This is a genomic window from Pseudomonas sp. LBUM1646, from assembly GCF_059716165.1.
On record NZ_CP166810.1, the window covers coordinates 3,293,217 to 3,307,928 of the forward strand.

At 58.0% G+C, this 14,712-nt stretch carries 12 protein-coding genes; 10 read left to right on the plus strand and 2 right to left on the minus strand.

Features of this window, described 5'->3' with window-relative positions; translation table 11 throughout:
* The first annotated feature begins 17 nt into the window (after positions 1–17).
* Together ACA071_RS15255 and pgm are read left to right on the plus strand one after the other, a co-directional pair.
* The gene (locus ACA071_RS15255; protein WP_497645115.1) at positions 18–1,418 is read left to right on the plus strand and encodes an aminotransferase-like domain-containing protein; all 1,401 of its coding nucleotides are present in this window, start codon (positions 18–20) and stop codon (positions 1,416–1,418) included.
* 109 nt (positions 1,419–1,527) lie between these two features.
* A complete protein-coding gene (pgm, locus tag ACA071_RS15260) occupies positions 1,528–3,174 on the plus strand; it encodes a phosphoglucomutase (alpha-D-glucose-1,6-bisphosphate-dependent) (RefSeq protein WP_497645116.1) in 1,647 nt (548 codons plus the stop codon).
* A gap of 170 nt (positions 3,175–3,344) precedes the next feature.
* Here the strand turns inward: pgm and ACA071_RS15265 are convergent, their stop codons facing one another.
* Complete coding sequence (locus ACA071_RS15265; RefSeq protein WP_497645117.1) at positions 3,345–4,040, minus strand: pirin family protein; 696 nt, start codon at positions 4,038–4,040, stop codon at positions 3,345–3,347.
* Between the two features lie 279 nt (positions 4,041–4,319).
* Here ACA071_RS15265 and ACA071_RS15270 point away from each other — a divergent pair, with 279 nt between their 5' ends.
* Positions 4,320–6,806, plus strand: coding sequence for a UvrD-helicase domain-containing protein (locus tag ACA071_RS15270; RefSeq protein ID WP_497645118.1), 2,487 nt, complete (start codon positions 4,320–4,322; stop codon positions 6,804–6,806).
* Between the two features lie 92 nt (positions 6,807–6,898).
* Here the strand turns inward: ACA071_RS15270 and ACA071_RS15275 are convergent, their stop codons facing one another.
* Positions 6,899–7,174, minus strand: a complete 276-nt coding sequence (locus tag ACA071_RS15275) for a DUF1652 domain-containing protein (protein ID WP_133839770.1) — start codon at positions 7,172–7,174, stop codon at positions 6,899–6,901.
* A gap of 264 nt (positions 7,175–7,438) precedes the next feature.
* Between ACA071_RS15275 and ACA071_RS15280 the strand changes: the two genes are divergently transcribed.
* The 7 genes from ACA071_RS15280 to ACA071_RS15310 all read left to right on the plus strand — a co-directional run bounded on the left by ACA071_RS15280 (position 7,439) and on the right by ACA071_RS15310 (position 14,653).
* Positions 7,439–8,254, plus strand: coding sequence for a helix-turn-helix domain-containing protein (locus tag ACA071_RS15280; RefSeq protein ID WP_497645119.1), 816 nt, complete (start codon positions 7,439–7,441; stop codon positions 8,252–8,254).
* Between the two features lie 49 nt (positions 8,255–8,303).
* Positions 8,304–9,710: an NAD(P)/FAD-dependent oxidoreductase gene (locus ACA071_RS15285; protein WP_497645120.1), complete on the plus strand. Its 1,407-nt coding sequence runs from the start codon at positions 8,304–8,306 to the stop codon at positions 9,708–9,710.
* An 18-nt stretch (positions 9,711–9,728) separates the two neighbouring features.
* Positions 9,729–10,070: a cupin domain-containing protein gene (locus ACA071_RS15290; protein ID WP_497645121.1), complete on the plus strand. Its 342-nt coding sequence runs from the start codon at positions 9,729–9,731 to the stop codon at positions 10,068–10,070.
* Between the two features lie 81 nt (positions 10,071–10,151).
* Positions 10,152–11,237 carry a polyamine ABC transporter substrate-binding protein gene (locus tag ACA071_RS15295; protein WP_497645122.1) on the plus strand — a complete coding sequence of 362 codons (1,086 nt, stop codon included), beginning with the start codon at positions 10,152–10,154 and terminating at the stop codon, positions 11,235–11,237.
* Positions 11,238–11,330: 93 nt separating this feature from the next.
* Complete coding sequence (locus ACA071_RS15300) at positions 11,331–11,789, plus strand: REP-associated tyrosine transposase (RefSeq protein ID WP_497645123.1); 459 nt, start codon at positions 11,331–11,333, stop codon at positions 11,787–11,789.
* A 908-nt stretch (positions 11,790–12,697) separates the two neighbouring features.
* Positions 12,698–14,134, plus strand: a complete 1,437-nt coding sequence (locus tag ACA071_RS15305; protein WP_497645124.1) for a serralysin family metalloprotease — start codon at positions 12,698–12,700, stop codon at positions 14,132–14,134.
* Between the two features lie 96 nt (positions 14,135–14,230).
* Complete coding sequence (locus tag ACA071_RS15310) at positions 14,231–14,653, plus strand: AprI/Inh family metalloprotease inhibitor (RefSeq protein ID WP_497645125.1); 423 nt, start codon at positions 14,231–14,233, stop codon at positions 14,651–14,653.
* Positions 14,654–14,712: the final 59 nt, after the last annotated feature.

The following is a 14,712-nucleotide window of genomic DNA, read 5'->3' on the forward strand; positions in this document are numbered from 1 at the left end:
GTGCCTGGCCATTACCGATGAAAGGACCCAGAGAAACCGATTTTGCTTACCAGGCGGTTTACCGATACCTGACGCATCTCATCCACAAACCAGGCTGCGGCACACCCATTCGCATGCCGTCATTGAGGCAGTTGGCGGTGCGCCTTAACGTGTCGATCTCAACCATCCAGTACGCCTATTCGTTGCTTGAAAAGGAAGGGCGGGTCTACTCGGTCGCCAAGTCCGGCTATTACTCCCTGCCGGTCACCACCATTGGCCCGCTGACCAGCGGCAACGACTTGCTTGAGACTGTATATGTCAATGCACGGCGTCCTGAAATGCTGGTGTTGAGCGCCGATGAGCCGGCTTTGTTGCAACCGCTGGACAGCCCCTTGCTGATGTTGGAGCGGGAGCTGCTGCGCCAGTATCCGCGTCAGCCGACATCGGCTGCGCAACCCTGTGGCGAGCTGGAACTGCGCACGGCCCTCGCGGCGCGCTACACCACGTCGCCGGCGCGTTGCTGGCATGCCGATGAGGTTTACATCGGTGCCGATCTGCGGGGGGTACTGGAAATACTGATCGCCGTCCTGTGCCTCAAGGACGCCACAGTGGTGATCGAATCGCCGTGTGACTGGGTCATCCTGCGATTGTTCGAGGCGGCGGATGTGCGGGTGATCGAGTTGCCGTTGCAAGCCTGCGGCGCACTGGACCTGGAGCAGCTCAAGGAAGTGCTGGAGTCCCGACCGGTTCGACTGGTCATGCTCTCTTCCGGGCTGAGCATGCCCCGAGGCAGCCGTGTCCCCGACGACAACAGGCAATCGATCGCACACCTGTTGGTGCGGCATGGCAGCTGGGTTCTGGAAAACGATTGTCATGGCGAACTGGGTTTCGAGCCCGACGGCCTGAGGTTTCGGGACCTTCTGGACCCTGACCGACTGATCGTGTTTTCCACCTTCGAGAAAATCATCGGACCGGAAGCGCCTTACGGCGATCTGCTTTCACGACCACTGGGTAATGAGCTGCAGCGGCATTTTTTGCTGCGCGCTTTTCGTCTGTCGCCGATCCGCCAGAAAGCTATCGCGCGCCTGTACAGCAATGGACGTATCGACCAGCATCTGCAAGTGCTGAGGCGCTTGCTCAAGGATCGCCAGATGCAGATGACCCAGCTCTTGCACGAGCGCCTGGGCGATGCCTTGCAACTGGTGGAGCCGCAGGGTGGGGCGACGATCTGGGCGCGCTCGTTGCGTCAGGTCGATGTGCGCCGGGTGTTTCAGCGCTTGCTCAAGCAACAGGTGGTGATTGCACCGGGCGAGCTGTTCAGCCTGCAAGGTCTGCATGCTCAGCACTTGCGCCTGAGCCATACTTTCAGTGGCGATCATGATCTGGGAACTGCCTTGGGTTTGCTGGGAGATGCGCTGCGTCTGGAGTCGGTCGACTGAGTCAGGTTAAAAAACGTCGTCGAAGGCCAGGATCGTTACCATCGCGTTGCGGTCAAACTGCCAGTAAACTGCGTTCCTATTCCTGAACCACTCTATCTAGAGGTTTTGCATGACAATCAGTCCTTTTGCGGGCAAACCGGCACCGGCAGAATTGTTGGTCGACATCCCGCGACTGGTTACGGCCTATTACACCGGCCAGCCTGATGCCACCATCTCTACCCAGCGCGTTGCCTTCGGCACGTCCGGTCACCGAGGCAGCTCGTTCGACTTGAGTTTCAACGAATGGCACGTTCTGGCAATCAGCCAGGCTATCTGCCTGTACCGTGAGGCCCAGGGCATCGACGGCCCGCTGTTTGTCGGTATCGACACCCATGCGCTGTCGACGCCGGCCGGTGCGAGCGCTCTCGAAGTGCTGGCGGCCAACGGCGTCACCGTGATGATCGCCGAAGGCGACGAGTACACACCGACCCCGGCCATTTCCCATGCAATTCTTTGCTACAACCGCGGTCGCACCTCGGGCCTGGCGGACGGTATCGTTATTACGCCGTCCCACAACCCGCCACAAAGCGGCGGCTACAAATACAACCCTACCAACGGGGGCCCGGCCGATACCCACATCACCAAGTGGATCGAAGCCAAGGCCAACGAGCTGCTCGGCAACAAGCTGGCCGGCGTCAAACGCATCAGCTATGAGCAGGCGCTGAAGGCCAGCACCACTCACCGTCACGACTACCTCAACACCTATGTCGCCGACTTGATCAACGTGATCGACTTCGACGCCATTCGCGACGCCAAGCTGCATCTGGGTGTCGATCCGCTGGGCGGAGCAGGGGTGCGCTACTGGTCGGCGATTGCCGAGCATTACCGACTGGACCTGGAAGTGGTCAACACCCAGGTCGATCCGACCTTCCGTTTCATGACCGTCGATTGGGACGGGCAGATCCGCATGGACCCATCGTCCACCCACGCCATGCAAGGGCTGATCGGTCTGAAAGACCGTTTCGACGTGGCCTTCGGCTGCGACCCGGACCATGACCGTCACGGTATCGTCACTCCGTCCGGCGGCTTGCTGGCGCCGAACAACTACCTTGCGGTAACCATCGACTACCTGTTCCAGAATCGCCCGCACTGGCGTGCCGATGCCGCCGTGGGTAAAACCGTGGTCAGCAGCGGCCTGATCGACCGCGTGGCCAAGCGCCTGGGTCGTCGGCTGTACGAAGTGCCAGTCGGCTTCAAATGGTTCGCGGACGGTTTGTTCGACGGCTCCCTGGGCTTTGGCGGCGAAGAGAGCGCCGGTGCCTCGTTCCTGCGCAAGGACGGCGGTGTTTGGAGCACTGACAAGGACGGCCTGATTCCAGCCCTGTTGGCGGCAGAAATGACCGCACGCACTGGTCGCGACCCAAGCCAGGCCTATCGCGCCCTGACCGATGAACTGGGCGAACCGTTCTCGGTACGAGTCGATGCCAAGGCAAACCCTGAGCAGAAAGCGTTGCTGAGCAAGTTGTCCCCGGATCAAGTGACCTCGACCCAACTGGCCGGTGAAGCAATCCAGAGCATCCTCAGCCATGCGCCGGGCAACGATCAGGCCATCGGCGGTTTGAAAGTCATGACCGAGAACGGCTGGTTTGCCGCGCGTCCGTCGGGCACAGAAGACATCTACAAAATCTACGCGGAAAGCTTTGTCAGCGACGATCACCTCAAGCAGTTGGTGGCTGAGGCTCAAACGTTGGTGGATGGCGCTATTTCGGCGAAGTGATTGAGCGCCCCGTCGCGGGCAAGTCCTGCTCCTAAACTATGTGATCGACACTGATCGTGTAGGAGCGTGGCTTACCCGTTAAGACGGCAGCATGATCACAGAAAGTCTCCAATCAAACAAAAAGGGGCGACCATCACGGTCGCCCCTTTTTTTGCCTGCGATTTACTCGATCAAGCCAGATCCACCAACACGATTTCACTGTCCTCAATCGCGGTCACCCGCAACAGCTGCTCATCGGCAACCGCAACACCGTCTCGAGCTTGTGCCCGCAAGCCATTGACTTCAATCACGCCGGTCGCTGGAACCAGGTAGGCACGACGACCGCTGTCCAGGTGATATTCCGCCGATTCCCCAGCTTTCAGGTTCGCCGCCACTAACCGCGCATCGGCGCGAATCCGCAGGCTTTGATCGTCGCCGGTCTTGCCGCTGGCCAGAGTGACGAAACCTTCGCGCTGACCTTTCGGGAACGGCTTGGCGCCCCACGACGGCGCCGAACCGGCCTCGTTGGGGATGATCCAGATCTGGAAGATCCGGGTTTCGGTGGATTCCAGGTTGTATTCGCTGTGGGCGATCCCGGTGCCGGCGCTCATGACTTGCACGTCGCCTGCTTCGGTGCGGCCTTTGTTGCCCAGGTTGTCCTGGTGAGTGATGGCACCTTCACGCACATAGGTGATGATTTCCATGTCGCGATGCGGGTGCTGTGGAAAGCCCGTACCGGCGGCAATCACATCGTCGTTCCAGACCCGCAGGTTGCCCCAGTTCATGCGTTTCGGGTCGTGGTACTCGGCGAACGAAAAGTGGTGATGGGCATCCAACCAGCCATGGTGGGCGCCGCCCAAGGTGTTGAAAGGTCTGAGTTCAAGCATGATCGTCTCCTGAAAGGTTCGTCATGGGGCGGTGCGCCTGGGCCACGAAACAAGAACCGGTGGTTGATGGCGTGCATCATCTATCAGGCGATAATCGATAAAAAGCGTAAAAAGTGCCTCAAAACAATCGAATAGGCTGATGTTAAATCACCTCGAAACATTCTCACCCAGCCTTCACTTCATCGTATAAGCCAATGACCTGTAAGCATTTCACTAGAACTCAACGGCAAATGCAGACACCATAGCCCTCAACAGCCTCACACCCTGGAGTCCGTCCGCGTGCCGCAACACACCCCCGATCTTCCTCCTGAACTTCGCCCCCTGGCCGAGATGCCGCTACTCAAGCGCCTGGCCGCCCGATTTTTTGGGCATGGCCTGACCCGACTGCGCGCGCAACACCGTGCCTCCTGGCTGCACGGGCAAGCCGACGGTTTTCGCAGCGGTCACAGCGCCGGGGTGGATTACGGGTTCAAGGAAGGCAAGCTCGAAGGGCTGGAAGAAGGCCGGCAGGTATTGCTGATCCGCGATTCACGTTCTACCGAGCATCGGCCGCCGAATGTCGATGACAACCTGTTCGATGACTGGCGCCTGCCATTAACGGCCGACATCAAGAAGCGCATGAAGGCCGACGTCGCGCGACTGCTGCCTCCGCACGCTCAGCCCAGCGTTGCGCAATGGAAGATGATATTCAGCGATACCCCGTCGACCTCAGTGATCGCCGGGGCGGGCGCCGGCAAGTCGACGACCCTGGTGCTGCGCATTCTGTTGCTGACTCATTACTTGGGCTTCGAGCTTGGCTCGATGACCGTGGTGACCTTCACCCGTGAGTCGCGCAAAGACTTCATTAATAAATTGATAGAACTGTTCGGGTTGTGGGGCCGGGCGCTCAGCCTTAAAGAAGCACGGGACCTGGTGCGCACCTTCCATTCGCGAATTCTGCCGATGGTCCGCAGCTTGCCGGGGTTCGAACGCCTGCAAGCCTTCGAAAATCTCAGTAATCGTGTGCAAAACGGCGACGATGAGGTCGACAGCAATCCGTTCGACCTGCGCATCAACGACGCCCAGCGCCAGCAACTCAACACCTGCTATCACTCACTGTTTACCCGCAACGAGCGATTCCGCGAACTGATCCAGCCGTTGTCCCGCCACGCTTTACAGCTCAAGGCGCTGGAGCGCGATCACCCGGATGTGCAAAAGCGCATGGCCGTGACCGAACTGGCGGCCAAGCGCGACGAAGAACTTTGCGACACGATTGAAGACCTATGGTTTCGCGCCGGTGCTTGGCCGATCAAGGGCATCGAGACCAACCGTCAATCGTTCGATATCAACGGCTCGACGTTCCATTGTCATGGCTATATTCCTTCCCTGGATGCTTGGGTGGTGCTGGGCTTTGATCCTCGGGAAAACCCGCAGGTCAGCCGTCCGAATGCCAAGTTGACGGTTCGCGCCGAGTGGGCAGTAAAGCGCACCCTGTTTCAAGCTTTCTGTCATAAGCCATTGATATGGCTAGATAGTTATGATGCATCAAAGCGCGTTTTGGCCTCGCTCGCCGGTGATGCCAGCGCCGGGCCAGGCTTCGATTACAAGGTCAAGGGTGAGCTGGCTTCAGCGCCTCTGCTGGACAGTTTTGTCGCCGCCGCCGGGTTTATCGAGAACCTGGGCCTGGACGTTCCGGATGCCGTGGGCCGGATGAATTTTGCCAAGGACGACCCGGACCGGTTTTTCTTCGAGGCGTTGAGCCTGTTCTGGCGCGCGCTGGAAGATCACTTGCTCGATCAAAAGCCGCCGGTGATGACCTACAACCGCATGTTCGCCTTGTTCAGCGAACATTCACCAGAGAATCTCAAGCTGTTGAGCGATGAGCTGCTCAGGCCGCTGTCGCACTTGATGATCGACGAATTTCAGGACGTATCGCCGCAGATCGTTTCCTGGATTCGCGCCAGCCTGTCCGAAATACGCAGCCGCGGCCCGGCGATGCACGTGGGGCGCGGCGCGCAGCGTTCCTCGTTGCTCTGCGTCGGCGATGATTGGCAGTCGATCTACGGCTGGCGCGGCAGCTCGCCGACGTACTTCATGGAGTTCAACAAGGAATTCCCATCGCCAAGCACGACCCGGGTAATGCTCAGCGACAATTACCGCAGCCACCAGCACATCATCGATGCCGCTGAACACATCGTGCGAGCCGCACCGGCCATCCCGGGCAAAAAGGCCAAGGCCAGTGGTGAGTCCAAGGTGTTACAGCCGGTCAACGTGCTGGATCGCGATGATCAGGGCATGGCGCAACGACTGATGGAGCACTACAGACAGGGCGATTCAATCTTGATGCTTTATCGAAAAGGCAGTGATAAGTTATTGATTGAGCAGCATATTCAATCTGTAGTTAATGTGGATTCTAGCTTGCCGTACGAAGCGCGCCGCCTCAAACAACTGACCTATCACAGCGCCAAGGGACTTCAAGCGGACGCGGTATTTTTGTTGGGTGATTGCCAGCATCTGACCAGTTCGCCTTATAAGAACCAGGTGTATCGCATGGCCGGACTCGGCAAATCTGGCGACAGCGAACCGTATGACAGCGCGCAGAAAGACGAGATCCTGCGGCTGGCCTATGTCGGTATTACCCGGGCGGTGAGTCATTGCTACTGGTATGTCGACGGTCAGGATAGCCAAGCAGTGAACATGCCCAAGGCGTCGGACAAAGTGGGCAAGGGCAAGGCGTTCTTCGCGGATCACCGGCAAGGTCAGAAATCGGCGGCGCCCACAGGCTAGTAGGATAGGAGCTGCCGAAGGCTGCGATCTTTTGATCTTTTCACCCATAAAAAAGCCCACATCATGTGGGCTTTTTGCCGCGTAATCCGCCTTCAGGCATAACTTCGAAGTGCAACCGGCGGAATAAATGCTTCCAGCTCATCTTCCACCGCTTCGATTATTCGCTCTACATCCGCGGCATTCATCACGGTCGCGCAGGGAATACCGGCAATGGCGATCATGGTTTCGCCACTGGCACGGTCAAACAGACGGGCAATCATGCTGCCCGGCGCGTCCATGCTCGCCTCGAAACCCATGGGATGAAAATGCCAGCGCATCAGCTGGCAGGCGTTCGGAAAAGTGACTTTGCTGAATGTCCCTTTGTTCATGTGTTGCCCGCCTGAGTCATCGAGCGCTTCCTTTAGCTCATGTGAGGAGGGGTAGAACCTTCATTGGTTCAACCGGTGAATGCATTTAAAAGTAGCATCCAGATGTGAAAACCATGTGGATTTTTTCAGTCCGTTTGGCGATTGGTGCGGTTTTTTTTGATATGGGTCACGTCGCGAGTGGTTATCGCCAAAACGCCAGTATCGATTGGCCATTGAAGCCGATGCGGAACTTGGGCAAGCTCGTTTTTTTTCGCCGAGCCCTTTATGCACGCCGATGATGATGGCCCGCTGCAAACCCAGGCCACGGGCGAAACGGTCATGCGCTACCACCTATGCTGGAAACACCGGGATCTGGACGGCGTCATGGCCCTTTATCACCCGGACATCCAGTACAGCGACTTTTTCCAGAACCGCGTGATGGGGCTGGATGAACTGCGCGAGTACGTGCGCGACAGCATGCCGCGCAGTCCCGACGAAGCACTGGAACACTCGGACCGCATCCGGCTGGACGGCAATACCGCGTTCATTCAATACCAGATGACCCTGCGCGGCGGCGAAGGGCTGGTGTCGTTCCGCTCCAGCGAAGCCATTACCGTGCGTGACGGGTTGATCTGGCGCGTCAACGAATACGCCTCTTTGGTGCGTGAGCAGCCCGCCAGCAAATCCAGCGGTAACCTGCGTCCGGCGGCCAGTCGGCTCGGTTTGTCACCGCGACAACTGAGCTTCATGGCCGAAGACCTGCAGCAGTACTTTCAACGCCAACAACCGTACCTGGACCCCGAGCTCGACTTGCAACGGGTGGCGAAGGAGTGCGGTTACAGCCGCAATCAGATTTCCTACCTGCTGAACCAGGTGCTCGGGCAAAGCTTCTACCGCTACGTCAACCAGGCGCGTTTGCAGCATTTGCTTGCTGCGCTGGACAAAGCGACACCACCGCTGCGGGTCGATGAACTGGCCTTTGCCGCTGGTTTCAACTCGCTGTCTGCGTTCTATAGCTGTTTCCGCCAGCACACCGGCCAGTCGCCCAAGGCCTACGTCAAACAAATTTCTTTGCGTGCACGCGCGCAAGACAGCCTCTGAGGTCACGCTCTAGGATCGACGCCATTGAAGTTTGAGTGGTGGAGTCTTTATGTCGGCGTGGCGCGGTATCAGTTTATGGATGGATCAACTCGACGAGCCATTGCAGGCCCGCCCGGCCTTGGAGCAGGATCTGGACGTCGACGTGGCCATCATCGGCGCGGGCTACACCGGGCTGTGGACCGCTTACTACCTCAAGCGTCTGGCCCCGGGTTTGGACATCGCCATTGTCGAAGCGCAAACCGCCGGGTTTGGCGCGTCTGGCCGCAATGGCGGCTGGCTCATGGGCAATCTGCTGGGCGAGGACCGCTTGCTGGCCGGACTGCCGGCCGAACAGCGTCGCGCCTCGTTTGATCTGTTGCACAGCATCCCCGATGAAGTGGAGATCGTCATCGAACGCGAGGGCATCGACTGCGATTACCGCAAAGGTGGGGTGCTGTACTGCGCCGCGCGTTATCCCGAGCAGGAAACCAGCCTGCGCAGTTACCTGGACAAACTCCATAGCCAGGGACTGACCGAAAACGATTACCGCTGGCTCAGCCCCGAGCAATTGGCGCAACAGATCAGGGTTGCCAAGCCTTATGGCGGTATCTATGCACCGCACGTAGCGACCATCAACCCGGCAAAGTTGGTCCGAGGTCTGGCGCGGACGGTAGAGCGCATGGGCGTCAAGATCTATGAGAACAGCCCGGTCACTCACTGGCAGTCTGGCAGCTTGCGTACATCTAAAGCCCAGGTTCGCAGTCGCTGGGTTGTGCCAGCGGTAGAAGGCTATTCGGTCACGCTGCCGCCCTTGGGTCGCTATCAGTTGCCAGTGCAAAGCCTGCTGGTAGCCACCGAGCCGTTGTCCGCCGCCACCTGGGACGAAATTGGTCTTAGCCAGGGCCAGGCCTTTAGCGAAGCCAGCCGTCAGGTCACCTACGGTCAGCGCACTGTCGATAATCGCCTGGTGTTCGGCGCGCGGGGCGGCTATCAGTTTGCTGGCAAATTACGCCATGACTTCGACCTGAGCTCCAGCGAAGTCGAGCTGCGGCGTTATCTGTTCGGCGAGCTGTTCCCACAACTCAAGAACGTGCGCATCACTCACGCCTGGGGCGGCAACCTGGGCATGTCCCGCCACTTCAAGCCGCACATGTTCTGCGATCGGGCCAATGGAATCGCCTTGTCCGGCGGTTACGGCGGAGAGGGTGTCGGGGCGAGCAATTTGGGCGGCCGAACCTTGGCGGATCTGATTCTGGAGCGCGATACCGACTTGGTGAGTCAGCCTTGGGTTATCCCCCAAGGCGGCCTCCATGCGCTAAGAGCCTGGGAGCCGGAACCGTGCCGCTGGCTCGGTTACAACGCGATCATCCGCAGCTTCGTCCACGAAGACCAGACCCTCGCCAACCCGGCCACTGCCCCCTGGCGCCGCAAGTTGGCCAGCGGCGTGGCGGGGTTTATGGAAGGTTTCATGCACTAAATATTGATGGGTATTCCAATGAGCATTACGCAGTTCAAAAACACCGCAACCCTGAAACTGGATGAATCCAACCCTGTCGCCGTACCCTTGGGAACCCCGGTGGCCGTGGCCTCGACCACCAGCGTCGAGCTTGACGACGGGGTCGAAACCGGCGTCTGGGAATGCACCCCCGGCCGCTGGCGGCGGCAGATCGTCGCCCAGGAGTTCTGTCACTTCATCAAGGGCCGCTGCACCTTCACCCCTGACGGCGGTGAAACCCTGCACATAGAAGCCGGCGATGCACTGATGTTGCCAGCCAACAGCCTCGGTATCTGGGATATCCAGGAAACCGTGCGCAAGACCTACGTTTTGATTTTTTGATTTTTTGATTTTTTGATTTTGATCTTTTGATTGCCTGCCAGCCCAACAAAAAAGAAAACAAACCCCTACAGGAATCGACTCATGATCCGAAAGACACTGACCCTGGCGCCCCTTGCACTGGTCGCGACCCTCAGCCACGCGGCCGAGACCGTCAAGATCTACAACTGGTCGGACTACATCGCCCCGGACACCACCAAGAACTTTCAGAAAGAAACCGGTATCGGTTTCAGCTACGACGTCTACGACAGCAACGAAACCCTCGACGGCAAGTTGATGACCGGTAAATCCGGTTACGACGTAGTGTTCCCGTCCAACCACTTCATGGCCCGACAGATTCAGGGTGGGGCCCTGAAGAAACTCGACAAGAGTCAGTTGCCGAACTGGAAAAACCTTAACCCGGTGCTGATGAAAGCTTTGCAGACCAACGATCCGGGCAACGAACACGGCTTCCCGTACCTGTGGGGCAGCACCGGCATCGGCTACAACATCGCCAAGGTCAAAGCCGTATTGGGTGACAACGCGCCGGTGGATTCCTGGGACCTGATCTTCAAACCGGAAAACATGCAGAAGTTGCAAAAGTGCGGCGTGGCCATCCTCGACAACGGCCCAGAACTGCTGCCGGCAGCCCTGAACTACCTGGGCCTGCCGCACCACAGTAAAAACCCGGAAGACTATAAAAAAGCCGAAGCGCTGCTGCTGAAAGTCCGGCCGTATGTGAGCTATTTCCACTCGTCCAAATACACCAGTGACCTGGCCAACGGTGATATCTGCGTGGCGGTCGGTTTCTCCGGCGACATCCTGCAAGCGGAAAACCGCGCGAAAGAAGCCAAGAATGGTGTCGACATCGGCTACTCGATTCCCAAGGAAGGCGCCGCCATCTGGTTCGACATGGTCGCCATGCCCGCCGATGCCCCGGACGACAAGGCCGGCTACGCCTTCATGAACTACCTGCTGCGCCCGGACGTCATGGCCGGCATCAGCAACTACGTGCATTACGCCAACGGCAACGAACAGGCCGATAGCCTGATCGACCCGGCGATCAAGAATGACACCAAGGTCTACCCGAGCCCGGAGATGATGGGGAAATTGTTCGCGCTGGAGGCGATGCCGCTGAACATCGACCGGATTCGCACGCGGGTGTGGAACAAGATTCGGACGGGGAGTTGAGGGTTCATATTTAGTAGCTATTGGTGTTTATCGAGTTTGGTGGCGACGTTGTAGATTCCAGGCTTCCTTTTCAGTAGGTAAGGAGGCAATGGAATGCCTTTCTGTACGAATGCTGGTCGTCTGCGCATTGGCCGCTTTTCCGAGCCGGGACGTATTTATCTGATAACGGCTGTCGTTGACCAACGACAGCCGTTTTTTGCTGATTGGCGTCTGGGTCGATTGGTCGTGAAGCAACTGCGCGAGGTGGAGGAAGAGGGTTGGGTGGATTTTTTGACCTGGGTTGTAATGCCGGATCATATGCACTGCCTGCTACAGCTAAGGGATAAAACATTGGCCGAGGTCATGTGCCGGATCAAGTCCCGTAGCAGTTTGGCTGTCAATCAGGCGTTGGGGAGAAGAGGGCGATTGTGGCAGAAGGGTTACCACGACCGAGCGGTGCGAAGGGAGGAAGATGTGAAGGAACTCGCTCGATACGTCGTTTGCAATCCGGTGCGTGCCGGGCTCGTTGCACGAGTTCATGACTACCCGCTGTGGGACGCGTGTTGGCTCTGATATTTCGCATCTGTTTGACGACTGCTTCGCAGCCGAACGCAGCCTTCGGCAGCGGCTACAGGTTTGCGCACGCCGCACTTTTTGTAGCAGCTGGCGAAGCCTGCGTTCGGGTGCGCAGCGGCCGCTAACCATTCACCTCGGTCCTAATTGACCGACGACTGCTTCGCAGCCGAACGCAGCCTTCGGCAGCGGCTACAGGTTTGCGTACACCGCGCTTTTTGTAGCAGCTGGCGAAGGCTGCGTTCGGGCGCGCAGCGGCCGCTAACCATTCACCTCGGTCCTAACTGACCGACGACTGCTTCGCAGCCGAACGCAGCCTTCGGCAGCTGCTACAGGTTTGCGTACACCGCACTTTTTGTAGCAGCTGGCGAAGCCTGCGTTCGGGCGCGCAGCGGCCGCTAACCATTCACCTCGGTCCTAACTGACCGACGACTGCTTCGCAGCCGAACGCAGCCTTCGGCAGCTGCTACAGGTTTGCGCACGCCGCGCTTTTTGTAGCAGCTGGCGAAGCCTGCGTTCGGGTGCGCAGCGGCCGCAAAACCATTCACCTCGGTTGTTCTCTGCGTGTTTAATTAGTTGATGGCAATGCACTGGCACTTATATTAATAAGTCCAACAAAGTGAGACGCCTTCGACAAAAAACAACTTACTTATATTTAATATTTAAATTTGAAATCGTCAGACAATCCGCTCAAACCTCCGCACTAAAAACTATATTTCGATCCCTCATCCATTGTTTCCGGGCATTTGCTGGAACGCACCAGTTTGGCCTAAAAAAAATAGTAGACGTTTGATTTCCAATTGTGTCAGGTTCCTTACGCCTTCATTGGGCGAGTGATAGGACGATCTCGCCAGAGATTGTCGCTATCGGACAAAAACTGTTCCATTGCTTAACAAGGAAGTGTGTTTATGTCGAAAGTAAAAGACAACGCTGTTGATTCACTGAACGCATTGGCGGCTACCAGCTCTGCGTGGAACCAGATCAACAGTTTCAGCCATCAGTATGATCGTGGCGGCAACCTCACGGTCAATGGCAAACCCTCCTTCTCCGTCGACCAGGCAGCCACCCAGCTGCTGCGTGACGGCGCTGCCTACCAAGACAAGGACGGCAGCGGCAAAATCGAACTGACCTACACGTTCCTGACCTCCGCATCCTCGAGCACGATGAACAAGCACGGGATTTCCGGATTCAGCCAGTTCAGCACCCTGCAAAAAGCCCAAGCCGTGCTCGCCATGCAATCCTGGGCGGATGTGGCCAATGTCACCTTCGCCGACAAGGCTACGGGCGGCGATGGTCACATGACCTTCGGCAACTACAGCAGTGGCCAGGACGGCGCGGCAGCCTTTGCCTACCTGCCGGGTACCGGCGCAGGTTATGACGGTACATCGTGGTATTTGACGGGCAGTGGCTATGACGTCAACAAGACGCCAGGCCTGAGCAACTACGGTCGTCAAACCCTGACCCACGAAATCGGCCACACCCTGGGCCTGGCCCATCCCGGCGACTACAACGCCGGCGAAGGCAACCCGACCTACAATGACGCGTCTTACGGCCAGGACACCCGCGGTTACAGCGTCATGAGCTACTGGAGTGAAAGCAACACCAGCCAGAACTTCAGCAAGGGTGGCGTCGAAGCGTATTCGTCCGGCCCGCTGATGGACGATATCGCGGCGATCCAGAAACTCTACGGCGCCAACACGGAGACCCGTACCGGTGACACCACCTACGGTTTCAACTCCAACGCCGGTCGTGACTTCCTGAGTGCTTCGTCGTCCGCCGACAAACTCGTATTCTCGGTCTGGGATGCGGGCGGCAAGGACACCCTGGATTTCTCCGGTTTTACTCAAAACCAGAAGATCAACCTCAATGACGCCTCGTTCTCCGACGTTGGCGGCCTGGTAGGTAACGTGTCCATTGCCAAGGGTGCGATCATCGAGAACGCCATCGGCGGTTCGGGCAACGATCTGTTGATCGGTAACAGCGTGGCCAACGAACTGAAGGGTGGCGGCGGCAACGACCTGATCTACGGCGCGGGTGGTGCGGACAAACTGTGGGGTGGTTCGGGTTCGGACACCTTCGTGTTTGCCGCCAGCACTGATTCCAAACCGGGTGCAGCCGATCAGATCCTCGATTTCGTCAGCGGCCTGGACAAGATCGATCTGACCGGCATCACCAAAGGCGCAGGCCTGCATTTCGTGAGTTCGTTCACCGGTGCGGCAGGCGATGCAGTGTTGACGTCTTCGGGCGCTAACAGCCTGTTATCGGTGGATTTCTCCGGGCACGGCGTGGCTGATTTCCTCGTCAGCACCGTTGGCCAGGCAGCAACCACGGACATCGTGGCCTGATTCAAGGCAAAAGGAGCCCGGCGCCTGGTGCGCCGAGCTCTGTCCTTGCATCGATGCCCGTAGTGGGTAAGGCTACATGCCGGAGTAAAACGTCCTATGACCCATAACGCCTTTACCTACAGAGCAACCGCGTGGCTATTGGCAACGCTGATGATTTTTTTTGGAGAAGTAGCCATGGCAAGCAGCCTCAAACTGGCGGACCCCTCGGAATTGGCAGGCTTTTGGCAAGCCACCTTGAGCGCCCCGCAAGACACCCCTCAATCCCAGGCATTGCAGGACAAACCCTCAAACGTTTGCCGCATCGACCTTGAACAAAAGCAGACCCTGGGCGAGGGTGCCGAATGCCTCGGTGAATGGTTGCAAGAACAGCCGATTGGCTGGTTCCCAGACCCCGACGGTATCTCGATGACCGGCAAGGAAGGTTCAAGAATTGCCTTCTTCAGTCGACAGAAAGAAGGCCTCTACAAAGCCACTTTGAAGTCCGGGATGAGTATTACGCTAGTGCGCGCGGCGCATTGAGTAATTAGGTAAGACCAACGCGGAATATAAAGCTTGGCCATGGCCGTTATAAGTCGTGG

Excerpts from the sequence above, each read along its gene's own strand:
- ACA071_RS15290 (WP_497645121.1), top strand. The coding sequence starts at position 9,729 with ATGAGCATTACGCAGTTCAAAAACACCGCAACCCTGAAACTGGATGAA.
- ACA071_RS15280 (WP_497645119.1), top strand. The coding sequence starts at position 7,439 with ATGCACGCCGATGATGATGGCCCGCTGCAAACCCAGGCCACGGGCGAA.
- ACA071_RS15310 (WP_497645125.1), top strand. The coding sequence starts at position 14,231 with ATGACCCATAACGCCTTTACCTACAGAGCAACCGCGTGGCTATTGGCA.
- ACA071_RS15300 (WP_497645123.1), top strand. The coding sequence starts at position 11,331 with ATGCCTTTCTGTACGAATGCTGGTCGTCTGCGCATTGGCCGCTTTTCC.
- ACA071_RS15285 (WP_497645120.1), top strand. The coding sequence starts at position 8,304 with ATGTCGGCGTGGCGCGGTATCAGTTTATGGATGGATCAACTCGACGAG.
- ACA071_RS15275 (WP_133839770.1), bottom strand. The coding sequence starts at position 7,174 with ATGAACAAAGGGACATTCAGCAAAGTCACTTTTCCGAACGCCTGCCAG.
- pgm (WP_497645116.1), top strand. The coding sequence starts at position 1,528 with ATGACAATCAGTCCTTTTGCGGGCAAACCGGCACCGGCAGAATTGTTG.
- ACA071_RS15305 (WP_497645124.1), top strand. The coding sequence starts at position 12,698 with ATGTCGAAAGTAAAAGACAACGCTGTTGATTCACTGAACGCATTGGCG.
- ACA071_RS15295 (WP_497645122.1), top strand. The coding sequence starts at position 10,152 with ATGATCCGAAAGACACTGACCCTGGCGCCCCTTGCACTGGTCGCGACC.
- ACA071_RS15265 (WP_497645117.1), bottom strand. The coding sequence starts at position 4,040 with ATGCTTGAACTCAGACCTTTCAACACCTTGGGCGGCGCCCACCATGGC.
- ACA071_RS15255 (WP_497645115.1), top strand. The coding sequence starts at position 18 with ATGAAAGGACCCAGAGAAACCGATTTTGCTTACCAGGCGGTTTACCGA.